Below are 24,984 nucleotides of genomic sequence, written 5' to 3'. Positions count from 1 at the left end.
CGGGCCCGCAGGCCCTGGTCGTTGCGGACCCGGCTCGTCGTCTCGGCGGTCGCCCTGATCGCGGTCGTGGGCGCGGCCATCGGGACCGTCACCACCCTCGCCCTGCGCTCCTACCTGGTCGACAAGCTCGACGAGCAGCTGCGCACCTCCGTCTCCATGGCCTCCCCGCCGCCCGGCTCGGGCAAGGTGATCAGGGAGGGGAAGTCGGTGCTCGGCCCGGGTACCCCGCTGGGCGCCGTCGGCTTCCGGATCGACTCCGACGGCAAGGTGTTCGGCGCCGACCGCAGCATGCGCCTCGAGGACCCCGAGCGCGGCGAACCCAACCCGCTCACCGAGGCCCAGATCGCCGTCCTCGCCAAGACCGCCCGCCCGAACGAGGCGGGCAGGGCCGCAGCGGTGAACCTGAGCCTTCCGGGGCTCGGGGAGTACCGGGTGCTGTCCGCGCTCGACGGCAGCGTCGTCCTGGGCTTCCCGCTGCGCGAGGTCGACTCCACGGTGAACACCCTGATCGCGGTGGAGGTCTGCGTCACCCTCGCCGGGCTGATCGCGGCCTCCCTCGCCGGGCAGGCCCTGGTCGGGGTGGCCCTGCGCCCGCTGCGCCGGGTCGCCGCCACCGCCACCCGCGTCTCCGAACTCCCCCTGCACAAGGGCGAACCCGCCCTCCACGAACGGGTCCCGGACGCCGAGGCCGACCCCCGTACCGAGGTCGGGCAGGTCGGCGCCGCGCTCAACCGGATGCTGGGCCATGTCTCCGCCGCCCTCACGGCCCGCCAGGAGAGCGAGACGCGGGTCCGGCAGTTCGTCGCCGACGCCAGCCACGAACTGCGCACCCCGCTCGCCTCCATCCGGGGCTACGCGGAGCTGACCCGCCGGGGACGGGAGGAGCCGGGCCCCGACACCCGGCACGCGCTGGGCCGGATCGAGTCCGAGGCCACCCGGATGACCGGCCTGGTCGAGGACCTCCTGCTGCTGGCCCGGCTCGACGCCGGCCGGCCGCTCGCCGCCGGCGACACCGACACCGACCTGGCACCGCTCGTCGTGGACGCCGTCAGCGACGCCCGGGCCGCCGGGCCCGGACACCACTGGCGGCTGCGCCTGCCCGACGAGCCCGCGCTCGTCCGCGGCGACCCGGCCCGCATCCAGCAGGTCCTGGTCAACCTGCTGGCCAATGCCCGTACGCACACCCCGCCCGGCACCACCGTCACCGCCGATGTTTCGCTGGGGGCACCCCCGGCGGTAGCCGGGGGAGAAACCACCGGGGTGCGGCTGCGGATCGAGGACGACGGCCCGGGCATCCCGCCCGCCCTGCTTCCCCACGTCTTCGAGCGCTTCGCCCGCGGTGACGCCTCCCGCTCCCGGGCCGCGGGTTCCACCGGCCTCGGGCTCGCCATCGTCCAGGCCGTCGTCACCGCGCACGGCGGCCGGGTCGGCGTACGGAGCGAGCCCGGGCGGACCTGCTTCGAAGTCCTGCTGCCGCTCGCCGGCCCCGGAGCCCGGCCGCGGACGGACTCACAGACGGGGCACAGGCTCACCACACAGCCGTGACAGCCCGCTCCACCAGGGTCGGAGCATGTCAACCGACGCCTCTCCCGGGGCCCTTCCGGCCCGGGCACCCCTCGCACCCGTGCCCGGGGAGCCCGTCCTCGACGTGGTGATTCCGGTCTTCAACGAGGAGGAAGACCTCGGACCGTGCGTGCGCAGGCTGCACGAGCACCTCACCCGCACGTTCCCCTACCCCTTCCGGATCACCGTCGCCGACAACGCGAGCACCGACCGCACCCCCGAGGTCGCGGGCGCGCTCGCCGAGAAGCTGGCCGGCGTACGCAGCACCCGGCTGGAGGAGAAGGGCCGGGGCAGGGCCCTGCGCACCGTCTGGTCCGGTTCCGACGCGCCGGTCCTCGCGTACATGGACGTGGACCTCTCCACCGACCTGAACGCCCTGCTGCCGCTGGTCGCCCCGCTGATCTCCGGCCACTCCGACCTCGCCATCGGCACCCGCCTCGCCCGCTCGTCCCGGGTGGTGCGCGGAGCGAAGCGGGAGTTCGTCTCCCGCGCCTACAACCTCCTCCTGCGCTCCTCCCTCGCCGCCCGCTTCAGCGACGCCCAGTGCGGGTTCAAGGCCATCCGGCGGGAGGTCGCCGAGCGGCTGCTGCCGCTGGTGGAGGACTCCGGCTGGTTCTTCGACACCGAGCTGCTCGTCCTCGCGGAGCGGGCCGGGCTGCGGATCCACGAGGTGCCGGTGGACTGGGTCGACGATCCGGATTCCACCGTCCACATCGTCCGGACCGCCACCGAGGACCTGAAGGGCGTCTGGCGGGTGGGCAGGGCCCTGGCCGTCGGCGCGCTGCCGCTCGACCGGCTCGCCCGCCCCTTCGGCGACGACCCGCGCGACCGCTCCGCCCTGCCGGGCGTGGACGGCGGGCTGGCCCGCCAGCTCCTCGGCTTCTGCGCCGTCGGTGCCCTGTCCACCCTGCTCTACCTGCTGCTGTACTCCGCCTTCCGCACCGGAACCGGCCCGCAGGTCGCCAACGGCGCCGCCCTGCTGCTGTCGGCCGTCGCCAACACCGCCGCCAACCGCAGGCTCACCTTCGGCGTGCGCGGCCGGGAGCGGGCCGTGCGCCACCAGGCCCAAGGGCTGGTGGTGTTCGCCATCGGACTCGCCCTGACCAGCGGCTCCCTGGCCGCGCTCGGCGCGGCCGCAGCCGATCCCGCGCACGGCACCGAACTGGCCGTGCTGATCACCGCCAACCTCGCCGCCACCGTGCTGCGGTTCCTGCTCTTCCGCGCCTGGGTCTTCCCCGACCGGCGCGGCCCCGAGTTCCCTACGCCCAAGGACAGTCGATGACCACGGCAGCACTTCCGCTCTTCCCGGCCGCCGAGGCCCGGGCCCGCACCGGCCGGCCCCGCTGGGAACGGCCCGCGTTCGCCGGGCTCCTGATCTGCACGGCCCTCCTGCTGCTGTGGGACCTGGGCTCCTCCGGCTACGCCAACTCCTTCTACTCCGCGGCCGTACAGGCGGGCAGCGAGAGCTGGAAGGCCTTCTTCTTCGGCTCCTCGGACGCCGGGAACTCCATCACCGTCGACAAGCCCCCGGCCGCGCTCTGGCCGATGATGCTGTCGGTCCGGCTGTTCGGGCTGGGCTCCTGGCAGATCCTCGTCCCGCAGGCGCTGATGGGCGTCGCGACGACCGCGGTGCTGTACGCGGCCGTACGCCGCCAGTTCGGGCCGGCGGCCGCGCTGCTCAGCGGCGCCGTGTTCGCGCTCACGCCCGTCGCCGCGCTCATGTTCCGCTTCAACAACCCCGACGCGCTGCTGACCCTGCTGCTCACGGTCACCGTGTACTGCGTCCTGCGCGCCCTCGACGGCGCGCACACGAAGTGGCTGGTCTGGGCCGGGGTCGCGGTCGGCTTCGCCTTCCTCACCAAGACCCTGCAGGCCTTCGTCATCCTGCCGCCGCTCGCCCTGCTGTACGCCGTCTGCGCGCCCACCGCGCTGCGCAGGCGCCTGGGACAGCTGCTACTGGCGGGGCTGGCGATGGTGGTGGCCGGGGGCTGGTGGGTGGCCGTCGTGGAGCTGTGGCCCGCCTCCTCGCGCCCGTACATCGGCGGCTCGCAGAACAACTCCTTCCTGGAACTGACCCTCGGCTACAACGGGCTGGGCCGGATCAACGGCAACGAGACGGGCAGCGTCGGCGGGGGCGGGCGCGCCGGTGGCGGCGGAGGCGGCGGCTGGGGCGAGACGGGCATCGACCGGCTTTTCTCGGCCAATATCGGCGGCCAGATCTCCTGGCTGATGCCCGCGGCGCTGGTGCTGCTCGTGGCCGGACTGGTGATCACCTGGCGGGCCCGCCGGGCCACCGACTCGCTGGAGGGCATGGCCCGGGCGGCGTTCCTGGCCTGGGGCGGTGCGCTGCTGATCACCGCCCTCGTCTTCAGCTACATGCAGGGCATCTTCCACGAGTACTACACCGTCGCGCTGGCGCCGTTCGTGGCCGCGCTGACCGGGATGGGAGTCGCCGTCCTGTGGGAGGAGCGGGGCAGCCGGGCCGCGCTCCTCACCCTGTCCGGCACGCTCGCGCTGACCGCCGTCTGGTCGTACGTGCTGCTCGGCCGTGCCACCGGCTATCTGCCGTGGCTGCGCTGGGCGGTGCTGGTGGGCGGGCTGCTCGCGGCGGCGGCGCTGCCGTTCGCCGCGCGGGCGGGGCGCCGGGTGCTCCTGGCCACCGCGGCGCTGGCCCTGGGCGCGGCACTGGCGGGGCCCCTCGCGTACTGCCTGACCACCGTGAACACCGGGCACACCGGATCCATCGTGACCGCCGGGCCCGCGGTCGCGGGTGGCCGGGGCGGACCCGGCGGCATGATGCGGGGCGGGGCGGGCGAACTGCCTCCGGGCGGTCCGGGCGGTCCTGGTGGTGCGGGCCAGGGCGGCAACACCCCGCCGCAGGGCGGCATGCCGGGGGGCCAGGCGGGGCAGGCCGCCCCTCCGGCGGGCCAGGTGCCGCAGGACGGTGGCGGCGGGCGCGGTCAGGGCGGGCGCGGCCTCGGGCGCGTGGGCGGCGGGGGCCAGGGCGGGCCGGGCGGCCTGCTGGGCGGCACCCGGGTCGGTGCCGAGGCCGAGGCGGCCCTGAGCGCCGACGCCGACCGCTACACCTGGGCGGCGGCGGCCATCGGCTCGCAGAACGCGGCGAGTTACCAGCTGGCCAGTGGCGCACCGGTGATGCCGATCGGCGGCTTCAACGGGAGCGACCCGTCGCCCACCCTGGAGCAGTTCAAGCAGTACGTACGGGACGGGGAGATCCACTGGTTCATCGGCCAGGGAGGTACCGGGGCCGGAGCGGAGGGCGGTACCGCCGGAGGGATGCGCCAGGGCGGCGGCGGACCGGGCGGGGCCACCGGCACCGCCATCGAGACCTGGGTCAAGGCCACCTTCAAGGCGACCACGGTCGGCGGAGCCACCTTCTACGACCTGACGGCTTCCACGTCCTGATCCAGCCCCGGCCGTGGCACACCCCCTAGCATCAAGAGGGCGGACCGGGCATTCCGGGCTGATCCACCTGGCGTGAGGAGGGTGCCTCCATGGTGACCGCGGCCGATTCCGGTGATCCGCTCCCGGTCGAGTCCAGTGTGTGGCTGACCGCCAGGCCGGCCGCGCCCGCCAGACGCCGCAGCGAGGCGCCCTCGGGGCTCGACCGGGACCGGATCACCGCAGCCACCGTGCGGCTGCTCGACTCCGAGGGCCTGGCCCGGTTCTCGATGCGGAGGCTGGCCGGCGGGCTGGGGGTCACCGCGATGTCCCTGTACTGGTACGTGGACACCAAGCACGACCTGCTCGAACTCGCCCTGGACCGCGCCCTGGGCGAACTGGCCCTGTCGGCCGGCCCGGCACCGGAAGCACCCGCTCCGGACGCCGGGCCCGCTCCGGACGCCGGGCCCGCTCCGGACGGCGCGCCTCCGCCGCACGCCGGGCCCCCGCCCGCGCCCGCGCCCGGGCCCGAAGGCTGGTCCGGCCGGCTGCGGGTGCTGGCCCGGGCCTATCGCCGGCTGCTGGCGGACCACCCCTGGGTGGCCCCGCTCACCGCCGCCTATCCGAACATCGGCCCGCACGCCCGGGCCTTCGACGCCGCCCTCCAGCGGCTGTTGGACGCCACGGGCCTCGCGGACCCCGCCCGGACCGGCGCCCACCTCGCCGTCTCGCAGTTCCTGCACGGCTGCGGGGGCGCGGCCCGGCGGGCGCCCGAGGGTGACTTCTGCCTCGCGCTCGACGTCCTGATCGCCGGCATCGAGGCCAAGGCCGGGGCCGCGGCCACGGCGTAGCCGTCCCGGGCGGTGCTCAGGCCTTGGCCGGCACCTCCGCCGGGACCGCGGGCGCCTCGGCGGAGCCGGCCGCCGGGGTGTGGGCCTCGGGCTTCGACTTCAGCGCGACCTCCTTGATGAAGAGGCAGAGCAGCAGCGCCAGCAGCGCGGTGGGCGCCGCGTAGAGGAAGACGTCGCCCACGCCGTGCCCGTACGCCGCCTCGATGACCGTGCGGACCGGGGCCGGCAGCTTGTCGAGGTCGGGGATGGCGCCGCCGCCCGTACCGCCGTGGCCGAGCGCCGCGGCCTTCGGGCCGAGCGCGGTCAGGCCGTCCTTCACGTACCCGGTGACCTGGTGCGCCATCAGCGCGCCGAGCGCCGAGACGCCCATGGCGCCGCCGAGCGAGCGGAAGAAGGTGACGACCGAGCTGGCCGCGCCCAAGTCCTCGGGGGCGACCTGGTTCTGGGTGGCGAGGACCAGGTTCTGCATCATCATGCCGAGGCCGAGTCCGGTCAGCGCCATGTAGACCGCGATGTGCCAGTACGGGGTGTCGTACCGCAGGGTGCCCAGGAGCCCCAGGCCGGCGGTCAGCAGGACGCCGCCGACGATGAGCCAGGCCTTCCACTTGCCGGTCTTGGTGATCACTTGACCGGAAACGGTGGAGGAGACGAAGAGCCCGCCGATCATCGGAATCGTGAGGATTCCGGACATCGTGGGGGACTCGTTGCGGGCGAGCTGGAAGAACTGGCTGAAAAACACCGTGCCCGAGAACATCGCGATGCCCACGAACAGCGAGGCCGCCGAGGCGAGCGTGATGGTCTTGTTGCGGAACAGCCGCAGCGGGATGATCGGGTCGCTCGCCCGGGACTCGACGAGGACGAACAGCAGGCCGAGCGCGAGCGCGCCGCCCGTCATCGCCCAGGTCTGCCACGAGATCCACGGGTAGGAGTCGCCGGCCTGCGTGACCCAGATCAGCAGCGCCGAGACGGCCCCGCTGATCAGGAAGGCGCCCAGCCAGTCGACCTTGACCTCGCGGCGCACCACGGGAAGCCGCAGGGTCTTCTGCAGGACGATCAGCGCGATGATCGCGAAGGGCACGCCGACGTAGAAGCACCAGCGCCAGCCCAGCCACTCGGTGTCGGTGATGACACCGCCCAGCAGCGGGCCGCCGACGGTGGCGACGGCGAAGACCGCGCCGAGGTAGCCGCTGTACCGGCCGCGCTCGCGCGGGGAGATCATCGCGGCCATCACGATCTGCGCGAGGGCGGACAGGCCGCCGACGCCGATGCCCTGGACCACGCGGCAGGCGATCAGCGTGCCGGTGTTCTGGGACATGCCCGCGACCACGGAGCCGAGGACGTAGATCACGAGGGATATCTGGACCAGCAGCTTCTTGCTGAAGAGGTCGGACAGTTTGCCCCACAGGGGGGTGGCCGCGGTCATCGACAGCAGGGCGGCCGTGACCACCCAGGTGTACGAGGACTGCGTGCCGCCGAGGTCGCTGATGATCTGGGGCAGGGCGTTGGAGACGATCGTGGAGGACAGGATCGCCACGAACATGCCGAGCATCAGCCCGGACAGGGCCTTCATGATCTGCGGGTGGGTCATGGCCGGGGCCACGGACGGCGTCGCGGACGTGGTCACGGACGTGGTCGCGGAGGTGGTCGCGGACGGGGGCGGGTTGTCGGTCGTCGTCTCCGACTGGACCATGTCGTTCCTTTGTCTAGAAGCTCGAGCGGAGCCGGGCCAGCAGCGTGTTCAGCGTGTCGACGTCCTCGGGGGACCACGCGGCCAGCGCTCTTTCCAGCGCCGCCGTGTAGCGGGAGCCGAGCTCGGCGAGGAGCGCCCGGCCGGCCGGGGTGAGCCGCAGGATCCGGCACCGGCCGTCCCCCGGGTCGGCCTCGCGCCCGATCCAGCCGCGCTCGGCGACGTGGGTCACGTGCCGACTGGTCACCGAGATGTCGACGGCCATGAGCTCGGCCAGCCGGCTCAGCCGCATCTCGCCGTGCCGGTGCAGCACGGTGAGGACGGCGGCGGCGCCGGGCGGGCAGTCCGGGGGCAGGATGCGGGCGAGGTCGCGTTTGACCGCGCCGATTCCGGTGAGCTGGCGGGCCAGCTCCTCGTACCGCGTGGTCTCCGTCGTCTCCGCCGTCTGTGTGGTCACCGGACAGCCCCCCATCTTGTTGCTTAAAGCAACCATAGAAGCGGATGGTTGCTACAGGCAAACGAATCCGGGGGTGGGGCGGTAAAGGAATCGGAAAACCGGCTAGGGTCCTGCTCCATGGCTGCGAACCACAACTCACAGGGCCCCGAGGGCAACTACGACCCCGCGGGCAGCACCCAGATGTTCCGGGCGTTCGTCGAGGAGGCCGCACCGGCCCGGCAGGCGCCCACCCGTCGTCAGCTCCGCGAGGAGCAGCAGCAGGCCGCCGGCTCCAAGAAGGGCCTGTGGCTGGGGCTGGCCGTCGCGGTGGTGGTCGTGATCGGCGTGGCGGCCTGGCTCGCCCTGCGCTGAGCCGCGGGGCCCGGCCGAAGCGAGCCCCGGCCGAAGCGGTCTCGGGCCGAGGTCGAAGCCGAAGCCGGATCGGGCCGAGGTCGGAGCCGGAGCCTGCCGCGGGCCTCAGTTCCAGGTGGCCGTGACCTGGCGGGTGTCCACGTGCATGCCCAGCGGCACCCGCCACGCCTCCACGCAGACCGTGTAGGTCTGCGTCTTCGCGCTGCCGCCCGCGATGGGCGCGGGCAGCGGCTGGGTGGTGGTGATCGTCGCCCAGTCGATGCCGAGGGCGCCGATGATGTGCGTCGCGAAGCTGACCGTGCCCGAACGGGCCGCGGCGGTGCCGGTGTTGGTGAAGGTGACGGTGACCCGCTCGCACCAGCGGTCGCCCGCGGCCGCCCTGACGGGCGCGGACAGCGTCAGCTTCGCCGGAGTGGCCGGCGGCGCCGGGGGCGTGGTGCCGGGCTTCGTGGGCGGGCTCGACGGCGGGTTCGGCGTGCCGGGGCTTCCCGTGCCCGCGGAGCCCCCGGGGCTGCCGCCGTTGCCGCCGGGTGTGCCGGGTGTGTGGGTGGACGGGCCGGCTCCGGGTGGGGTGCCCGGGGGTCGTCCGGAGCCGCCGGGTCCGGTCGCCGCGGTCCCGCCCTGGGCGGAGCCGCCGGGCACCTGGGACTCCGGCGCACTGGCCGACGTACTCGACGACACGGAGGATCCGCCCGCCGCCGACGGGCCGCCGAGCGGCTGGAACTCCACCCCGCCCTGCGGCGCCACGTTCTCCCCCGCGCCCCGCTCGGGGCCCGGGGCCGCGGCGCCCACGGCGAGGTAGCCGTCCCGCGCCGGGCCGCCGCAGCCGGTGAGGCCGGCGGCGGCCGTGCAGCACAGGGCGATGAGGACGGCCGCGCGAGATCCCTTTCGCATCGCGCCAGTTTTCCTGACGCTCCGTCAATTGGGAACCCCGTGCGCCCGGATCACTCGCCGATCAGGCCTGCGCGCAGTTGCGCGAGGGTGCGGGTGAGCAGCCGGGAGACGTGCATCTGGGAGATGCCGACCTCCTCGCCGATCTGCGACTGCGTCATGTTCGCGAAGAACCGCAGCATGATGATCTGCCGTTCGCGCGCCGGGAGTTTGGCGAGCAGCGGCTTCAGCGACTCGCGGTACTCGACGCCCTCGAGCGCGGTGTCCTCGTAGCCGAGGCGGTCCGCGAGCGAGCCCTCGCCGCCCTCGTCCTCGGGGGAGGGCGAGTCGAGCGAGGAGGCGGTGTAGGCGTTGCCCACGGCGAGGCCGTCGACGACGTCCTCCTCCGAGACGCCCAGGACGGCGGCGAGCTCGGGGACGGTCGGCGAGCGGTCCAGCTTCTGGGCGAGCTCGTCGCTGGCCTTGGTCAGCGCCAGGCGCAGCTCCTGGAGCCGGCGCGGGACGCGGACGGACCAGGAGGTGTCCCTAAAGAATCGTTTGATCTCGCCCACGACGGTCGGCATCGCGAACGTCGGGAACTCCACGCCGCGTTCGCAGTCGAACCGGTCGATCGCCTTGATCAGGCCGATCGTGCCGACCTGGACGATGTCCTCCATCGGCTCGTTGCGGCTGCGGAAACGCGCGGCGGCGTACCGGACCAGGGGCAGGTTCAGCTCGATCAGGGTGTCGCGTACGTACGTACGGTCGGGGCTGTCCGCGTCCAGGGCGGCGAGGCGTTGGAAGAGGGAGCGGGAGAGGGTGCGGGTGTCGATGGCTTCCGAGCGGTCAGACACTGGCCGTGCTGCCGGCGCCGCGCTCTTGTCGAGCGTGAGCACCTTGGAGCTGCCCTGGTCTACGGACATGCCACCCCCTTGAGGTCGCGGACGGTCGCGTTCGGCGCGCCCGTCGGAGGAACGCAGCCTCCACCTGAATACCGGAGGCGGGGCTGCGGCAAACGCGGTTCAAGCAGAATGTCACATGTCGGCAACACGCTGTAGCGCCAAGTCGACATATATCTCCAGCGACAGACGAGGTCAGAGGGCGATCAGCCCGTTCTGTCGGGAATCAAGTGAATGATCTCCACTCGTTACGGTTACGCCTCGATCCTGTTTGCGGATCTCAGTCGGGCGAAACTGCGGGCGAGGAGCCGCGAGACGTGCATCTGGGAGACGCCGAGCTCCGCGCTGATCTGGGATTGCGTCAGATTGTTGTAGTACCGCAGGAGCAGGATCCTTTGCTCTCGCTCGGGCAGCTGTACGAGCAGGTGGCGGACGAGGTCGCGGTGTTCGACCCCGGCCAGCTCCGGATCCTCGTAACCGAGCCGGTCGAGGAGGCCGGGCATTCCATCGCCTTCCTGCGCGGCCTCGAGCGAGGTTGCGTGATAGCTCCGGCCGGCCTCGATGCAGGAGAGGACCTCGTCCTCGGTGATGCGCAGCCGCTCGGCGATCTCGGCGGTGGTCGGGGTGCGGCCGTGGAGGGTGGTGAGGTCCTCGGTGGCGGCGTTGACCTGCACCCACAGCTCGTGGAGGCGGCGGGGCACGTGGACGGTGCGCACGTTGTCGCGGAAGTAGCGCTTGATCTCGCCCACGACGGTCGGCATCGCGAAGGTCGGGAACTGCACGCCGCGGTCCGGGTCGAACCGGTCGATGGCGTTGATCAGCCCGATGGTGCCGACCTGGACCACGTCCTCCATCGGCTCGTTGCGGCTGCGGAAGCGGGCGGCCGCGTAGCGGACGAGCGGGAGGTTGGCCTCGATGAGGGCCCCGCGCACCCGGTTGTGCTCGCTGGTGCCCGGCTGGAGCCCCTTCAGCTGCCCGAAGAGGACCTGGGTCAGGGCCCGGGTGTCCGCGCCCCGGCTCGGCGGCCTGGGGGGCGCGGGCGGGGGTCCCGGTGCGGCCGGGGGTCCCGGTGTGGGCGGGGGCTCCTCGGGGGAGGGGTCCTGGCGCGGCTCCGGGCGCGGCCCCTGGCGCGACTCCTGGCGGGGCGGTGTCGGGGAGTCCTGCTGCGGGTCCTGCTGGGGTGGCACCTGAGGCGCTGTACTGGCCGGCACGGTCACGCCACCCCTTCAGTCAACTCATCCGTCAAAAGCGGTCATAGCATCACAAGAGATGTGCACTGTGTGCAAGCACCGTATATCACCGTGTTGAGGGCAAGTTGGGCATATTGGGGCATTACTCCCAGTGGTGGGTATGCAAAAAGCCCCCCACCCGTCGGAGTGGGGGGCCGGGAAATCCGGAAGCCGCTTCAGCGTACGGGCTCAGCGCACCAGTTCGGTCATGAACTCGCCGATACCGGAGGCTGCATCCGATATGCCCTGGAAGCCTATTCCGACCATCTCGGCCGCGCGCTTGGGCTGGGTGATGATCACGAAGAGAACGAAGACGGTGAGGGCACCCGTGATGAGCTTCTTGGTGTCCATGTGCGCTGACGGCCTCCCCAACCGGTCCTGCGAAGTCGGGTGAGTCTAACCGGTCGCGTTTGGACACTCACCCGGCCTTTAAGGACCAATGACCCGGCATTCCGGGCCCTTTGCCGGTGTGCCCGCGGTTGCGGGAGGCGCAGGATTGGTGTGAGCCCACCGGTTCTGGCAGGAAATCGGTGGGTGAGGGACAGGACCTCACTGCGGGGTCCGAGCCGCAAGCTTCCCCCCTGACTGCGGCCCGGACTGGCAGGTTCCGTCCTCATCGGGGGAAGTGGCTTGTCCCCCCGATGCCACTTCCCCCGTCCCACACGTCGAAGGTCCCGGCTCCGGTCGGGGCCTTCTTCGTGTGTGCCGGTTACCCCGCGTGCTCCGCTTTCCCGCGCGCTCCGTTTTCCGGCGGGCGCCGCCTCGCCGCTACTGGATGGCGCCGGCCAGGTCCGTCAGGGGCTGTACGGGGGCGATGACCGGCTCCAGGTCGTTCGGCAGCTCCGCCAGCCGGTTGAGCTGGTTCGCGCCGTCGCTGATCTTCCCGCCGATCTCCTGGACGGAGGTGGGCTGGGCGCCCGCGGGCATGCCCGGGGCGGCCGACGGGAGGTCCGGGAGGGTCAGGGGGGCCACGGGCGCGGCGGAGGCGGCGGGCGCGGCGAGTCCCGCGGCGGCCCCCGCGAGGGCGATGGCGGCGAGCATGCGCTGGGTCTTGGTCATGCCGTGACAACGGCCGAGGGGGCGGGCGGTCACGCGGACGTCATCCGGAGGGGCGCGCGGGCGGGGCGCGGAGCGGCCCCCGCCGCCGCTCGGGCGGAACGCCGAGAGCCCCGACCCTTGCGGGGCGGGGCTCTCGATCGGAGCGGTAGTGGAGGGATTTGAACCCCCGATGGGTTGCCCCATACTCGCTTTCGAGGCGAGCTCCTTCGGCCACTCGGACACACTACCGAGATGGATCCTAGCCTAAGGATCCTCGTTCACCGAAATCGGAAATCCGCTGTGCCGGTCACAGGTCGCGGAAGAAGTCGGTCAGCTGCCGTGCGCACTCCTCGGCGAGGACGCCGCGGATCACTTCGGGCCGGTGGTTGAGCCGGCGGTCCCGTACGAGGTCCCACAGCGAGCCGGCCGCGCCCGCCTTCTCGTCGTCCGCGCCGTAGACGACGCGGACGACGCGGGACTGCACGAGCGCGCCCGCGCACATCACGCACGGCTCCAGGGTCACCACGAGGGTGCACCCCGGAAGCCGCCATTCCCCGAGGGCGGCCGCGGCCCGGCGCAGCGCCAGTACCTCGGCGTGCGCCGTGGGGTCGCCGGTCGCCTCGCGCTCGTTGTGCCCGGCGGCGATGACCGCGCCGTCGGGGCCGAGCACGACGGCGCCGACCGGCACGTCGCCGGCCGGCACCGCCCGGGCGGCCTCCCGGAGCGCCAGGCGCATGGGGTCCCGCCACGGGTCCCGTACGGGATCGGGGCCGTGCTCGTCGTGCGCGTCGTGCCGGTCGTGCGTGTCGTGCTGGTCGTGCTCGTGATGCGGAGGGAGCACTAGCGGACGGCCTCCAGGACCTCGGTGGCACCGAGGGACTCGGCGATCTCCGAGAGGGCGTCCCCGTCCAGGGTCATCAGTTGTTTGTGGGTCACGCCGAGGTCGTCCAGCAACTGGGGGTCGCCGAGCGGACCGGCCGGTACCGGCTCCGCGCCGGTGCCTCCCGGCTCGTCCTCGTCGTCGGTCTCGTCGGTGAAGGCGGTGAGGGGTTCCTCCTCGCCGTCCTCGGTGCCGTCCAGGTCCAGCTCGTCGAGTTCGTCGTCCTCCTCGTCGCTGCCCAGCAGCTCTTTGGTCAGCATCGAGCCGTAGGAGCTGCGGGCGGCCGCGGAGGCGTTCGATACGAAGTACCGCGGGTCCTCCTCGCCGTCCACGCGGACGACGCCGAACCAGGCGTCCTCCTGCTCGATGAGGGCGACCACCGTGTCGTCGTCGACAGCGGCGGACCGGGCGAGATCGATCAGATCACTGAGGGACTCGACGTCGTCGAGTTCCATGTCGCTCGCTTCCCACCCGTCTTCGGTGCGCGCGAGCAGTGCGGCGAAATACACCGTGACTCTCCCACTGGTCTTAGGCGTGCCGGTTGGAGGTCCCCCCGGCCGGAGGTTGGGGTCGAACGGCCGTGGTGCTCGCCGTACTGCCCCGCCCAATCGGCATCGTGGCAGAAACGGCGGCATTGCGAGAGGTCTTCCGCGCTTGCGTCGTCCCGTGCCGTGCGGTGCGCGGCCCGTACGGAGGGCGCGGGGCGGCGGTGCCGTACGGGTCCGGGGCCCCGGCCGGGCTCCGGAGCGGCGCCCCCGCGCGCCGGGCGCGCCCCGGCCGTGTCGGGGCGGAGGAGCGCGGCGGGGACACGGCGGGGGCCGCGGCCGTGGGCCCGGCGGAAGGCACGGCCGCGGGCCATGGCGTGGGCATGGCGGCGGGCACGGCGGTGGCTCGGGGGAGGCTCGGAGGCGGCGCGGGGGGTCACCAGCGGAACGTGCGCATGCGCATCTGCTGGCGCATGCGGGCGGCGCGGGCACGCCGGGGCTGGACGCGGTCGCGCAGCGCCCGCGCCTCCATGAGGTCGCGCAGGAACTGCGCGCGGCGTGCTCGGCGCTGCGCCGCGGTCTCGGGCACTTCGTCGCTCGGCTGTGTGTCGGGCATCGGCCACCACCCCGGGCTGGTCGGTCGTTCCCCCTGGCACCCACCTTCCCCCGGACGGGCCGTTTGATGCCACCCCGCCGCAGGTCAGAACGGTCAGGCGGCGTCGGCCGCCTCCTCGGGGAGGGTCGGGACGACGGCCACGGGGCCGTGCGCGTGCTGGAGCACCGCGTTCGCCACGGAGCCGATGAGCAGTGACATGGCCTTGCGCCGCGGGTGGTGGCGGCCCACCACGACCAGCTCCGCCGACCGCGAGGCTATGACCAGCCGGCCCGCCGCGTCCCCGGGCACGGCGGCCTGCTCGACGGGGACGGCGGGGTAGCGGGTGCGGAAGGGGGCCAGCCGCTCCGTCTGGGACCGCAGCATCTCCCGCTCGGCCGGTACGGCGTCCCCATCGTCCGCCAGGCCCTCCGGCGGGATCACGACGAACGGGGCGTCGATCACCATGGTCGGCGCGGGCGGTATGGCGTACGCGGACACCACCTGGACGGTGGTCCCCCGCACGGACGCTTCGGTGAACGCGAAGTCCAGTACGTCGTCCGGGGTCTCCGCGGCGTGCAGTCCGAGCACCACCTTGCCGGCGGACTCCTCCGCCGAGGCGTCGGAGACCTTCCGCTCCGCGTGCGGGATCACCACCACCGGGCAGGGCGCGGTGGTGGCGACGGCGCGGCTGTTCGAGCCGAGCAGCAGGCTGGCGAAGCCGCCGCGCCCGCGGGAGCCCATCACGAGCATCAGGGCCTCCGCGCCGATCACCCGCAGGGCCTCGGGTACGGAGCCCTCCAGGGACTCGTAGCTGACGCCTTCCGGCAGGCCGGGGCCGCCGCCCAGCAGGGCCCGGATCCGGTCGCTGACCGGGTCGGCGAACTCCTCCGGCTGTGCGGCGTCGTGCAGCGCGGCCCGGCGGCCCGCGTACAACTGGGCGTGGTCGGGCAGTACATGGGCGACGAGCAGCCCCGTCCCGTGCCGCAGCGCCGCGGCCCTGGCCCATTCCAGGGCGCCCAGGCTGTGCTCGGATCCGTCGACGGCGGCGATCACCGGTGCGTTGCTCATCAGTCCAGCCTGGTGGGCTCGCGCGCGGGTCGCATCCCCAGACGGACGCGCGGGGGTCCGCTCAGCGCGTAGCCTTTTGGGTGCAGGTCGCGTCTCGCGGCCGTTTTTGCAGGTCGCAGGCCGAGTTTTGGAGGATGTTGTGCGTTTGCAGGTCGTCGATCACCCCTTGGTGGCGCACAAACTCACCACCCTGCGCGACAAGCGCACCGACTCCCCCACCTTCCGCCGGCTCGCCGACGAGCTGGTGACCCTGCTCGCGTACGAGGCCACGCGTGACGTGCGCACCGAGCAGGCCGACATCGAGACCCCGGTCGCCCCGACCACCGGCGTGAAGCTCTCGCACCCGCGCCCGCTGGTCGTGCCGATCCTGCGGGCCGGTCTCGGCATGCTCGACGGCATGGTGCGGCTCCTGCCGACCGCCGAGGTGGGCTTCCTTGGCATGGTCCGCAACGAGGAGACCCTGGAGGCCTCCACGTACGCGACGCGCATGCCCGAGGACCTCTCGGGGCGGCAGGTCTACGTCGTCGACCCGATGCTGGCCACGGGCGGCACGCTCGTCGCGGCGATCCGGGAACTGATCAAGCGCGGCGCCGACGACGTCACGGCCGTGGTGCTGCTGGCCGCGCCCGAGGGCGTCGAGATCATGGAGCGCGAGCTGGCGGGTACGCCGGTGACCGTGGTGACGGCCGCGGTGGACGAGCGGCTCAACGAGCACGGCTACATCGTCCCGGGCCTGGGCGACGCGGGCGACCGCATGTACGGCTCGGCCGAGTAGCAGCCCCGACCGCCGGAGCGCCGACCGCCGGAGCGCCCGGCCGCCGGAGCCCCGGGCCGGGGCTTCGGGCGTCGTCAGGGCGTCAGCACTTCGTGGCGGGCGCGGGCACGGGGTTGGCCAGTACGGCCAGCGCCTTGTCCGCGTCCTCCTTCGTGCTCAGCTCCTTGAAGGCATCGCCCAGGATCAGGTCGATGTCCGCGGTCTCGCGGGTGTCGGTCTGCTGGGTGGTGCCGGCGAGCTGGGTGCCCAGCACGCTGAAGGCGGCCTTGTCGGTGGCGGGGGAGCCCAGCAGTATCCCGGTGCCGGGGACCTTCTTGTCGAAGTCGGCGGGGGCGTTGCCGACGTGGCCGACGTTGAAGCCGCGTTTGCGCAGCTCGTCGCCGACGGCCTTGGCGAGCCCCGCGCGCGGGGTCGCGTTGTAGACGTTGACGGTGATGTCGGAGGGCTTCGGCAGGACGACCGCCGGTTTCTGGGAGGCGGCCGCCGCGGCTTCGGGGCCGCCCTTGGCGGCGTTGTCGGCCGCCTTCGTCGGACAGTCCTTGGCGCCCGCGGCCGTGTTCCGCTTCGGGCTGTCGCCCTGGAACACGTCGATGAGCTGCAAGGCCCCGTAGCCGAGCAGGGCCAGTGCGAGGACCGAGCCGAGGACGGCGAAGATGATCCGACGGGGGCTCCGCTTACGGCTCATGCGGGGGTAAGCGGCTCCCGTGACGCGGTACTTTCCGCCCATGCCGGGGGGAGTGAGCATGCTCATGGGCGCAGCGTAGTGCCGCCCGGTGGCGATGCCTACTAAATGATCTGCTGATAGGTCAATGGTGACCCGAAAGGCGCAATCCACGCGAAGCGCCGGAAATCCGGAGCCGTGTCCGGAGGCGGGCGGGCGGTGGACACGGGCGGGTGCGGACGCGGGCCGGCGGGGGCCTGACGGCCCTTGGCCGCCGGGCCCGCGGGGCAGGCCCGGCCGTCGGCTCAGTCCATCTCGAGGACGCGGGCGTGCAGCACCTGGCGCTGCTGCAGGGCGGCGCGCACGGCGCGGTGCAGCCCGTCCTCCAGGTAGAGGTCGCCCCGCCACTTCACGACGTGCGCGAAGAGGTCGCCGTAGAAGGTCGAGTCCTCGGCGAGCAGCGTTTCGAGGTCGAGCTGCCCCTTGGTCGTCACCAGCTGGTCGAGCCGGACCGGGCGCGGCGCGACATCCGCCCACTGCCGGGTGCTTTCCCGGCCGTGGTCGGGGTACGGCTTTCCGTTACCGATGCGCTTGAAGATCACACGGAAAGCCTACCGGGCCCGGCCCTGCGAGCGCAGCCTCGCCGCGTTGGTGCAAAAGTGGCGAAGAGCGCCAATTCGGGAGTGATGCATGAGCGAGAGCACCGACCCCGCCGCCGTGGCGGACCAGACGGGCCCAGCCGACAAGATCGCTGCCGGATACGCCTTCACCGGACCGGCGCTCGACCTGGGGGCCCTGCTCTGGGACGGCGGCTGCCTGCCGGACCACCAGATCCGCATCCCCCTGCCGATGCTCAACCGGCACGGGCTGGTCGCGGGCGCCACCGGCACCGGCAAGACCAAGACCCTCCAGCTCATCGCCGAGCAGCTGTCGGCCAACGGGGTCCCGGTCTTCCTCGCGGACATCAAGGGCGACGTCTCGGGGATCTCGGCGCCGGGCGCGCCGAACGAGAAGGTCGGGCAACGGGCGAAGGACGTGGCCCAGCAGTGGGAGGCCACCGGGTACCCGAGCGAGTTCTACTCGCTGGGCGGCATCGGCCCCGGGATCCCGGTCCGCTCCACCGTCACCAGCTTCGGCCCGGTCCTGATGTCGAAGGTGCTCCAGCTCAACCAGACGCAGGAGCAGTCCCTCGGCCTGATCTTCCACTACGCCGACGCCAAGGGCCTGGAGCTGATCGACCTCAAGGACCTGCGCGCGGTCGTCGCCTTCCTCGTGTCGGACAAGGGGAAACCGGAGCTCAAGGGCATCGGCGGGCTGTCCACGGTGACGGCCGGGGTGATCCTGCGGGCCCTGACCGCCTTCGAGCAGCAGGGGGCGGCGGAGTTCTTCGGCGAGCCGGAGTTCGACACCAGCGAGTTCCTGCGGACCGCCGCGGACGGCCGCGGCATGGTCTCCGTACTGGAGCTTCCCGCGGTCCAGGACAAGCCGCAGCTCTTCTCCACCTTCCTGATGTGGCTGCTGGCGGACCTCTTCAACGACCTGCCGGAGGTCGGCGACCTGGAGCAGCCCAAGCTCGTCTTCTTCTTCGACGAGGCGCACCTGCTCTTCAACGGCGCCTCGAAGGCCTTCCTCGACTCCATCACCCAGACGGTGCGCCTCATCCGCTCCAAGGGCGTGGGCGTGTTCTTCGTGACCCAGACCCCGAAAGACGTGCCGGGGGACGTGCTCGCGCAGCTCGGCAACCGCGTGCAGCACGCGCTGCGCGCCTTCACCCCCGACGACGCGAAGGCGCTGAAGGCGACGGTGAAGACCTTCCCCAACTCCGACTACGACCTGGAGGAGCTGCTCACGCAGCTGGGGACCGGCGAGGCGGTGATCACCGTGCTCAGCGAGAGCGGCGCCCCGACCCCGGTCGCCGCGACCCGGCTGCGCGCCCCGCAGTCGCTGATGGGGCCGATCGACCCGGCGGCCCTGGACCAGGCGGTGAAGTCCTCGCTGCTCTGGTCGCGCTACGCGGAGCCCGTGGACCGCGAGTCGGCGTACGAGAAGATCAGCGCCGAGCAGGCCGCCGCGGAGGCGCAGGCGGAGGCGGCAGCGGCGGCCGCCGAGGCGGAGAAGCAGGCCAAGGAGGCCGAGAAGGAGGCCGCGCGGGCCGCGCGCAGCGCCCCGAAGCCGGATCCCTCGCTGGCCGAGCAGGTGGTGGGGAGCGGGCTGTTCCGCTCGCTGGCCCGGTCGATCGGGACGCAGCTGGGCCGGGAGATCTCGCGTTCGATCTTCGGCACGGCACGCAGGCGGCGCTGAGCCGAGGTTCCCTGCTCCGCCCAGCCCCCTGCTCCGCCCGGTCCCCTGCTCCGGGCGGAATCAAGCGCACCGGGTGACGGAAACCGGTCGGTCGCTGACAGACTCGTGGCATGCGGACCGAACTGACCGACACCACGTCCAGCAAGATCAACCGGGCCCTGCTCGCAGCCCGCCGGGAGATAGGCAGCCCCACCACGGGGCTGGTGCTCACCCTCGTCGTCGTCACCGACGAGGAGAACGCCTACGACGCGCTGCGCGCCGCCTCCGAGGCCTCGCGCGAGCACCCCTGCCGCGTCATCACGGTGATCAAGCGGACCTCGCGGGGTTCGCACAAGCTCCGCGCGACCCGGCTCGACGCCGAGCTGCGGGTCGGCACGGACGCGGGCACCGGGGAGACCCTGGTGCTGCGCCTGCACGGGGAGCTGACCGGGCAGGCCGGTTCGGTCGTCCTGCCGCTGCTGGTGCCGGACGCGCCGGTCGTGGCGTGGTGGCCGGCCGACGCCCCCGCCGACGTGGCGCGGGACTCCCTGGGCGCGCTCGCGCAGCGCCGGATCACGGACGCGGCCGCGGCCTTCGACCCGGTCGGCGTACTGGACGAGCGGGCCACCGCCTACCAGCCCGGCGACACCGACCTGGCCTGGACCCGGCTGACGCCGTGGCGGGCCCTGCTGGCGGCCGCCCTGGACCAGAAGCCGCTGCCGGTGACCGGCGCGGCGGTGGAGAGCGAGCCCGACAACGCGAGCGCCGAGCTGCTGGCGCGCTGGCTGGAGGACCGGCTGGGCGTGCCCGTGGACCGGGTGGCGAGCGAGGGCCCGGTGATCACCCGGGTCACCCTGCGCACCACGGGCGGCGAGATCCGGGTGGACCGGCCCGCGGGCGCCCTGGCCACGCTGGTCCTGCCGGGGAGCCCCGACCGCAGCGTGGCCCTGAAGATCCGCAGCGGCGCCGAACTGATCGCGGAGGAGCTGCGCCGCCTCGACGCGGACGTGACCTACGGCTCCGCGCTGCGGCGGCGGCCGCTCCAGGCGGCGCTCTCCGCGTAGTGGTTGTCGTACGTGGCGGAGCTGTCCTTGATGTCCTGCACGGTGGCCTCGCCCGCGTTGACCCGGCCGAGGAGGCGGTAGTAGTCGAAGCGGCCCATGCCGGGGGTGAAGCCGACGAACACGCTCGCGGTGTGGCCGGCGGCGGGGGCGAAGGCGTGCTTGACGCCGGGCGGGACGGCGAGGAAGTCGCCGGCGTCGAGGGTGTGGACCTCGTCGCCGACCAGGACGTCGAGCCGGCCGGCGGTGACGTGGAAGAACTCGGTGGCCTTGGTGTGGAAGTGCACCGGGGCCCCGGCCGCGCCCTCGTCGAAGGTGGCCGTGTTGCAGGTGAGTTCGGCGGTGTCCGTGAGCAGCGTGATGAGGCTGCCGGGGGCGTCGTGGATGGCTTCGGCGGTGGCGGCGCGGGTCGCGATCTCTGTCATGTCCATCAATCTACAGTCCGGATAGACCGGCTTCAGGGGTCAATCAAGCCCGGATCCGACCGGTCAATTACGAGCGCCCCGCGGCCTTGCCCCCGCCCGTCAGCCCGAGCTCTTCGCGGCCTTCGCCGCGGCCTTCATCTCCTGCTTGTGCGCCCGCACCTTGGCCAGTGACGCGGGGCCGGTGATGTCGGCCGCCGAGCGGTAGACGTTCGCCGGTCCGTAGCCGCCCGCCGCCTCCCGCCAGCCCTTCGGCCGCACGCCGAGCCGCTTGCCCAGCAGGGCGAGGAAGATCTGGGCCTTCTGTTCGCCGAAGCCGGGCAGCGCCTTGAGCCGCGCCAGCAGTTCCTGCCCCGTCCCGACACCGGCCCAGACGGCCTCGGCGTCCCCGTCGTAGTGCTCCACGAGGTACGCGCACAGCTGCTGGATCCGCTTCGCCATCGACCCGGGGTAGCGGTGCACGGCGGGCTTGTCCGAGAGCAGGGCGGCGAAGGCCTCCGGGTCGTACGCGGCGATGGCGTGCGCGTCCAGGTCGTCGGCGCCGAGCCGCTGGGCGATCGTCCAGGGCCCGGAGAAGGCCCACTCCATCGGCACCTGCTGGTCCAGCAGCATCCCGACGAGTGCGGCGAGCGGACTCCGGGAGAGCAGTGCGTCGGCCTCCGGCTGCTGTGCCAGCCGGATGGTGATGTCCTTGTCCATGGCTCCAGCCTCGCGCGCGGGCGCGCTCCCCGCGCGGTCGGCACACCGCGCGCCTAGCGTGGATACGACGACAGTTACGCGTACGAGTCCGAGTCCGAGGAGTCGATCGATCATGGGTGAGTTCACCGAAGGCGCGCCGTGCTGGGTGGACGCGATGTTCGCCGACGTGGAGGCCGCCAAGACCTTCTACGCCGACGTGCTGGGCTGGACCTTCGGCGAGGCCAGCAGCGAGTACGGCAACTACACGCAGGCCTACTCCGACGGGAAGGCCGTCGCCGCCGTGGTGCCCCCGATGCCCGGGGCGGACGCCCCGTCGCAGTGGTGCCTGTACCTCCACTCGCCGGACGTGGCGGCCACGGCGGAGAAGGTCACCTCGAACGGCGGCGAGGTGCTGATGGGCCCGATGCAGGTGGGCAGCTTCGGCTCGATGCTGATCGCGAAGGAGCCGAGCGGGGCGGTCTTCGGCGTCTGGCAGCCGGGTGACCACAAGGGCTTCGAGAAGATGGGCGAGGCGGGCGCGTACGCCTGGGCGGAGCTCTACACCCGTGAGCCCGACAAGCCGGACGGCTTCCTTCCGGCGGTGTTCCCGTACAGCACCCAGCAGATGGACGCGGGCGACGACCCGGAGGCGGCCGGCATGGACTTCAAGGTCTACAGCGTCGGCGGTCCGGAGAATCCGGTGCTGGGCCGGATGAAGATGGGCGACGAGTTCCCGCCGGAGGTCCCCTCGTACGTCCAGGTGTACTTCGGCGTCCCGAACTGCGACGAGGCGGTCGAGAAGGCGAAGAAGCACGGCGGGCAGCTGGTCTCCGGCCCGATGGACAGCCCGTTCGGCCGTTTCGCGGCGCTGACGGACCAGCAGGGCGCGGCCTTCGCCGTGATCGACATGTCGACGACGGTCGGGGAGATGCCGGACTTCGTCTGAACCACCGCATACCGTCACGTCCGTGCGGCCCGTCCGGCCGCGCGGACGTCACCGTTCCGGGGTCCGGAACGGCTCGCTCAGGACCGCCTGGTCACATCCCGGCCCCCGGCGCCGTGAGCGCGCCGAACCACACGTGGGTGACGGCGCTGACGTAGCGCGCCCCGCACCGGTCCGAGGGCACGACCAGCTGGCTGCCCGCCTCGTCGAGGTCCTCCCCGTCGAGCCGGGTGGCCAGCAGGACGGGGCTGTCGCCGAAGTCGGCGTCGAGCTCGGCCCAGGACAGGACGGAGTGGTGCCCGTCCCCGCCGCTGATCGCGATCAGGAAGCGGCTCCTGTCCTTCCGCCGCCGGGCGTCGAACGCGGGACCCGCGTCCGCGATGACGTCGCGCAGCAACGGGCCCTCGAACACGTGGTGCTGCGGACCGTTCGTCGCGCAGTCGAAGGTGACCGCGGCCCGGTGCTGTGCCCATTCCCGCAGGTCCGCGACGCTCAGGGTCGCCGGGTGGTCCAGGTCTCCGTGCAGCATCAGTTTGGCCATGTGTACGTCATGCCCGGGGCTCGGCCGTCCGGAACCTCATCTGCGATGTTAAGAGCATGGTATGAGCCGCAGGTGCGTGGGTTTTGGTCATTTCCACCTGGCACCCAAGGGGGGCCGGGGAGGGGGCTGGTCTCGGACGCGGAAGGGCATGGGCCCGGGGTGGTCCGCACTGGAGGATCAACCAGGAGGCAAGGGACCAGTCTGACCTTGCATTTACGATGGCCATCGCCCGATCAACCTCGCGAATGCGGGCTGCCACCCATCGCAAGGAGACCCTGCCGTGCACGTCCTCGACCTGCTCCAGTCCGACAGCCTCGGCCTCACCCTGCTCTGGGGCGAGGACACCCTTCTCGGCCAGGACATCAGCGGGGTCACCGCCACCGACCTGGAGGACCCGGGCCGCTTCCTGGGCCCCGGCGAGCTGGTCCTGAGCGGGCTGGTGTGGTGGTCGGAGGGCGACCTGGCCAAGGCGGACCGGTTCGTCGCCGCGCTCGCCGGGGCCGGGGCCACCGCGCTGCTGGCCGGCGAGGAGACCCACGGCCGGGTGCCCGACGCTCTCGTCGCCGCCTGCCGGGCCCACCGGGTCCCGATCGTGGCCGTCCCCGCGCGCACCAGCTTCCGCGCCGTGACCGAGGCGGTGTACCTGCGGCACTGGGGCGACCTCAGCCGGCGTCCGACCCGCACCTTCGCCCTCCCCGAGAACGTGCGCGGCGAGCTCAGCCGGCTGCTCGAGGGCGGGGCCGGGGCCGCCGAACTGCTCGACCGGTCCTGCGCGCACCTGGGCCGGGTCAGCGGCTACCTGCTCACCGCGAGCGGCCGCACGGTGGCCCGTACCCCGTCCGCACCCGTGCTCCCCGCCGAGCGGGCCGTGGCCGTGTCCGGGCGCGAGGGGATAGCGCTGGGCATCGAGGCCGAGAGCTCCCCGTACGACGCCTGGCGGCTGTTCCTGCCCGACCCGGACGCCGCGCCGCCGCGCGTGCTCCACGAGATCGCCGAGGTCTTCGCGCGCTACCGCGACGGGCAGAACCGGCGGGCCGCCCAGGCGCGGGCGGCGGGCCAGGAGCTGATCGCCCTGCTGGAGGAGCCCGGACCGGCCGACCCGGGGGCCCTGGAGGAGGCGCTGGCCGCCGCGGGCCTCCCGGCCGGCGGCGGGTACCGCGCGCTGGCGGCCACCTCGGGCGAGGCCCTGGCCGAAGCGCTGGAGCACCTGGACGGGGTCCCGTACGCGGCGGGCCGTACGGCGGCGGTGCTGTACGAGGACCCGGACGCGGGAACCGGACCCGCGGACCGGCTCCGCTCCCTGTGGCCGCTGCTGCGGGCCTGCGGGGGCCCGGAGGCGGACCTGCGGCTGGGCGCGGGAGCGCGGACCGGGCGGGCGGACGGGGCGGAGGGGCTGCGGGCCTCGCTGAGCCAGGCCCGGTTCGCCCTGACGGCGACGGACCAGGAGGTGCCGGTGCGCGCGGTCGAGCAGCTGGGCACCCTCGCGGAACTCCTCGCCGGGGTGCCGCCCGAGGTGCGCCAGGTGTTCGGGGCGCGGACGCTGGGGGCGCTCGGGGACGGGATGCTGCGCGAGACCCTTGAGGTCTTCCTGGCCAACAACTGCTCCTGGGCGCGCACGGCGGAGGCCCTCCACCTGCACGTGAACACCGTGCACTACCGGATCGAACGGGTGCAGGTCCTGACGGGCCGCGACCTGTCCCGCCTGGACCACAAGCTCGACCTCTACGCGGCGCTGCGCTGCCTCTAGCCGCGCTGCCTGTAGCGGGCTCCGGGAAGTTTTTCCGGCGGGCCGTCACATCCGCGCGGCGGGGCGGGTCAGTGGAGTGAAGGCCGGGCAGCAGCGCACCACACCGAATCACCGCACTGCGCGCCCGGCACCCGTCAGGACCTGCCAAGGGAGCGAACCCCATGTCCACCACCGCCGTAGTCCTCACCCTCGTCGGCGCCTTCATGGCCGGCTTCTCGGCCGTCTCGGTCTTCCTCCGCGCCAAGTGGGTCGTCGAGCCCCTCGCCGCGTACGGGGTCCCGGCCTCGTGGTGGACCTGGCTCGGCGTCGCCAAGGCGGCGGGCGCGGCCGGTCTCGTCGTCGGCCTGTTCGTCCCCGCGATAGGAATCGCCGCCGCTGTCGGCATCACCCTCTACTTCACCGGAGCCGCCCTCACGGTCCTGCGCGCCCGCTCCTACGGGCACCTCCCCTTCCCGCTCCTGTACGCCGCCCCGGCCGTGGCCGCCCTCGCCCTCGGCTTCTGAC

The 24,984-nt window shown here is 72.9% G+C and carries 27 protein-coding genes and 1 tRNA gene; 11 read left to right on the top strand and 17 right to left on the bottom strand.

Annotation, left to right across the window (positions count from 1 at the left end; all coding sequences use genetic code 11):
* The first annotated feature begins 21 nt into the window (after positions 1-21).
* The 4 genes from ACFWP3_RS06785 (at position 22) to ACFWP3_RS06770 (ending at position 5,813) form a co-directional block, all read left to right on the top strand.
* Positions 22-1,545 (top strand): sensor histidine kinase, encoded by a 1,524-nt coding sequence (locus tag ACFWP3_RS06785; RefSeq protein WP_384216882.1) that lies wholly within the window; start codon positions 22-24, stop codon positions 1,543-1,545.
* Positions 1,546-1,570: 25 nt separating this feature from the next.
* Positions 1,571-2,845 carry a glycosyltransferase gene (locus ACFWP3_RS06780; RefSeq protein ID WP_384216880.1) on the top strand — a complete coding sequence of 425 codons (1,275 nt, stop codon included), beginning with the start codon at positions 1,571-1,573 and terminating at the stop codon, positions 2,843-2,845.
* Entirely contained in the window at positions 2,842-4,986 is a 2,145-nt protein-coding gene (locus ACFWP3_RS06775) for an ArnT family glycosyltransferase (RefSeq protein WP_384216879.1), read from the top strand. Before ACFWP3_RS06780 ends, ACFWP3_RS06775 begins: the two co-directional genes overlap by 4 nt.
* 89 nt (positions 4,987-5,075) lie before the next feature.
* Positions 5,076-5,813 carry a TetR/AcrR family transcriptional regulator gene (locus tag ACFWP3_RS06770; RefSeq protein WP_384216877.1) on the top strand — a complete coding sequence of 246 codons (738 nt, stop codon included), beginning with the start codon at positions 5,076-5,078 and terminating at the stop codon, positions 5,811-5,813.
* Between the two features lie 16 nt (positions 5,814-5,829).
* On the opposite strand, the gene ACFWP3_RS06765 is transcribed toward ACFWP3_RS06770, so the two are convergent.
* Together ACFWP3_RS06765 and ACFWP3_RS06760 are read right to left on the bottom strand one after the other, a co-directional pair.
* Entirely contained in the window at positions 5,830-7,401 is a 1,572-nt protein-coding gene (locus ACFWP3_RS06765; RefSeq protein WP_384217016.1) for an MDR family MFS transporter, read from the bottom strand.
* 115 nt (positions 7,402-7,516) lie between these two features.
* Positions 7,517-7,972 (bottom strand): MarR family winged helix-turn-helix transcriptional regulator, encoded by a 456-nt coding sequence (locus ACFWP3_RS06760; protein ID WP_384216875.1) that lies wholly within the window; start codon positions 7,970-7,972, stop codon positions 7,517-7,519.
* 102 nt (positions 7,973-8,074) lie between these two features.
* Here ACFWP3_RS06760 and ACFWP3_RS06755 point away from each other — a divergent pair, with 102 nt between their 5' ends.
* Positions 8,075-8,308 carry a hypothetical protein gene (locus tag ACFWP3_RS06755; RefSeq protein WP_384216874.1) on the top strand — a complete coding sequence of 78 codons (234 nt, stop codon included), beginning with the start codon at positions 8,075-8,077 and terminating at the stop codon, positions 8,306-8,308.
* Between the two features lie 105 nt (positions 8,309-8,413).
* Here the strand turns inward: ACFWP3_RS06755 and ACFWP3_RS06750 are convergent, their stop codons facing one another.
* The 10 genes from ACFWP3_RS06750 to ACFWP3_RS06705 form a co-directional block, all read right to left on the bottom strand.
* The gene (locus ACFWP3_RS06750; protein ID WP_384216872.1) at positions 8,414-9,202 is read right to left on the bottom strand and encodes a hypothetical protein; all 789 of its coding nucleotides are present in this window, start codon (positions 9,200-9,202) and stop codon (positions 8,414-8,416) included.
* 50 nt (positions 9,203-9,252) lie between these two features.
* Positions 9,253-10,101, bottom strand: coding sequence for an RNA polymerase sigma factor SigF (locus ACFWP3_RS06745; RefSeq protein WP_384216870.1), 849 nt, complete (start codon positions 10,099-10,101; stop codon positions 9,253-9,255).
* A gap of 230 nt (positions 10,102-10,331) precedes the next feature.
* Complete coding sequence (locus ACFWP3_RS06740) at positions 10,332-11,264, bottom strand: RNA polymerase sigma factor SigF (protein ID WP_384216868.1); 933 nt, start codon at positions 11,262-11,264, stop codon at positions 10,332-10,334.
* Positions 11,265-11,495: 231 nt separating this feature from the next.
* Positions 11,496-11,657: a hypothetical protein gene (locus ACFWP3_RS06735; RefSeq protein WP_215014193.1), complete on the bottom strand. Its 162-nt coding sequence runs from the start codon at positions 11,655-11,657 to the stop codon at positions 11,496-11,498.
* Between the two features lie 417 nt (positions 11,658-12,074).
* Positions 12,075-12,365 carry a hypothetical protein gene (locus ACFWP3_RS06730; protein ID WP_384216866.1) on the bottom strand — a complete coding sequence of 97 codons (291 nt, stop codon included), beginning with the start codon at positions 12,363-12,365 and terminating at the stop codon, positions 12,075-12,077.
* Between the two features lie 143 nt (positions 12,366-12,508).
* Positions 12,509-12,593 (bottom strand) — tRNA-Ser (locus ACFWP3_RS06725).
* Between the two features lie 58 nt (positions 12,594-12,651).
* Positions 12,652-13,080 (bottom strand): tRNA adenosine(34) deaminase TadA, encoded by a 429-nt coding sequence (gene tadA / locus ACFWP3_RS06720; RefSeq protein WP_384217014.1) that lies wholly within the window; start codon positions 13,078-13,080, stop codon positions 12,652-12,654.
* A 104-nt stretch (positions 13,081-13,184) separates the two neighbouring features.
* Positions 13,185-13,733 (bottom strand): hypothetical protein, encoded by a 549-nt coding sequence (locus ACFWP3_RS06715; protein WP_384216864.1) that lies wholly within the window; start codon positions 13,731-13,733, stop codon positions 13,185-13,187.
* Between the two features lie 412 nt (positions 13,734-14,145).
* A complete protein-coding gene (locus tag ACFWP3_RS06710; RefSeq protein ID WP_384216862.1) occupies positions 14,146-14,325 on the bottom strand; it encodes a hypothetical protein in 180 nt (59 codons plus the stop codon).
* A 93-nt stretch (positions 14,326-14,418) separates the two neighbouring features.
* Positions 14,419-15,372 carry a universal stress protein gene (locus tag ACFWP3_RS06705; RefSeq protein ID WP_384216860.1) on the bottom strand — a complete coding sequence of 318 codons (954 nt, stop codon included), beginning with the start codon at positions 15,370-15,372 and terminating at the stop codon, positions 14,419-14,421.
* A 139-nt stretch (positions 15,373-15,511) separates the two neighbouring features.
* Here ACFWP3_RS06705 and upp point away from each other — a divergent pair, with 139 nt between their 5' ends.
* On the top strand, positions 15,512-16,147 hold the full coding sequence (gene upp, locus ACFWP3_RS06700) for a uracil phosphoribosyltransferase (RefSeq protein WP_069921170.1): 636 nt from the start codon (positions 15,512-15,514) through the stop codon (positions 16,145-16,147).
* A gap of 82 nt (positions 16,148-16,229) precedes the next feature.
* Here upp and ACFWP3_RS06695 read toward each other — a convergent pair whose 3' ends face one another.
* Both ACFWP3_RS06695 and ACFWP3_RS06690 read right to left on the bottom strand, forming a co-directional pair.
* Entirely contained in the window at positions 16,230-16,898 is a 669-nt protein-coding gene (locus tag ACFWP3_RS06695; protein ID WP_384216858.1) for a LytR C-terminal domain-containing protein, read from the bottom strand.
* Between the two features lie 215 nt (positions 16,899-17,113).
* Positions 17,114-17,410 (bottom strand): type II toxin-antitoxin system VapB family antitoxin, encoded by a 297-nt coding sequence (locus tag ACFWP3_RS06690; RefSeq protein ID WP_017240525.1) that lies wholly within the window; start codon positions 17,408-17,410, stop codon positions 17,114-17,116.
* 88 nt (positions 17,411-17,498) lie between these two features.
* Between ACFWP3_RS06690 and ACFWP3_RS06685 the strand changes: the two genes are divergently transcribed.
* Both ACFWP3_RS06685 and opcA read left to right on the top strand, forming a co-directional pair.
* Positions 17,499-19,109 carry a helicase HerA-like domain-containing protein gene (locus ACFWP3_RS06685; RefSeq protein WP_384216856.1) on the top strand — a complete coding sequence of 537 codons (1,611 nt, stop codon included), beginning with the start codon at positions 17,499-17,501 and terminating at the stop codon, positions 19,107-19,109.
* Between the two features lie 110 nt (positions 19,110-19,219).
* Complete coding sequence (gene opcA / locus ACFWP3_RS06680) at positions 19,220-20,152, top strand: glucose-6-phosphate dehydrogenase assembly protein OpcA (protein ID WP_384216855.1); 933 nt, start codon at positions 19,220-19,222, stop codon at positions 20,150-20,152.
* On the opposite strand, the gene ACFWP3_RS06675 is transcribed toward opcA, so the two are convergent.
* On the bottom strand, positions 20,101-20,574 hold the full coding sequence (locus tag ACFWP3_RS06675; RefSeq protein WP_384216853.1) for a cupin domain-containing protein: 474 nt from the start codon (positions 20,572-20,574) through the stop codon (positions 20,101-20,103). The genes opcA and ACFWP3_RS06675 overlap by 52 nt on opposite strands.
* A gap of 99 nt (positions 20,575-20,673) precedes the next feature.
* On the bottom strand, positions 20,674-21,270 hold the full coding sequence (locus ACFWP3_RS06670) for an HhH-GPD-type base excision DNA repair protein (protein ID WP_384216851.1): 597 nt from the start codon (positions 21,268-21,270) through the stop codon (positions 20,674-20,676).
* A gap of 112 nt (positions 21,271-21,382) precedes the next feature.
* On the opposite strand from ACFWP3_RS06670, the gene ACFWP3_RS06665 reads away from it, so the two are divergent.
* Positions 21,383-22,195, top strand: coding sequence for a VOC family protein (locus ACFWP3_RS06665; protein ID WP_384216849.1), 813 nt, complete (start codon positions 21,383-21,385; stop codon positions 22,193-22,195).
* Between the two features lie 91 nt (positions 22,196-22,286).
* On the opposite strand, the gene ACFWP3_RS06660 is transcribed toward ACFWP3_RS06665, so the two are convergent.
* Positions 22,287-22,733 carry a molybdopterin-dependent oxidoreductase gene (locus ACFWP3_RS06660; RefSeq protein ID WP_384216847.1) on the bottom strand — a complete coding sequence of 149 codons (447 nt, stop codon included), beginning with the start codon at positions 22,731-22,733 and terminating at the stop codon, positions 22,287-22,289.
* Between the two features lie 280 nt (positions 22,734-23,013).
* On the opposite strand from ACFWP3_RS06660, the gene ACFWP3_RS06655 reads away from it, so the two are divergent.
* Positions 23,014-24,480 (top strand): helix-turn-helix domain-containing protein, encoded by a 1,467-nt coding sequence (locus tag ACFWP3_RS06655; protein WP_384216845.1) that lies wholly within the window; start codon positions 23,014-23,016, stop codon positions 24,478-24,480.
* A gap of 161 nt (positions 24,481-24,641) precedes the next feature.
* Positions 24,642-24,983: a DoxX family protein gene (locus ACFWP3_RS06650; protein WP_384216843.1), complete on the top strand. Its 342-nt coding sequence runs from the start codon at positions 24,642-24,644 to the stop codon at positions 24,981-24,983.
* Position 24,984: the final 1 nt, after the last annotated feature.

This window comes from Streptomyces sp. NPDC058525, from assembly GCF_042719495.1.
In the GTDB taxonomy this organism is placed as follows: Bacteria; Actinomycetota; Actinomycetes; order Streptomycetales; family Streptomycetaceae; genus Streptomyces.
The sequence above is the reverse complement of the archived record's forward strand: the minus strand, read 5'-3'. Positions and strand labels throughout refer to the sequence as shown.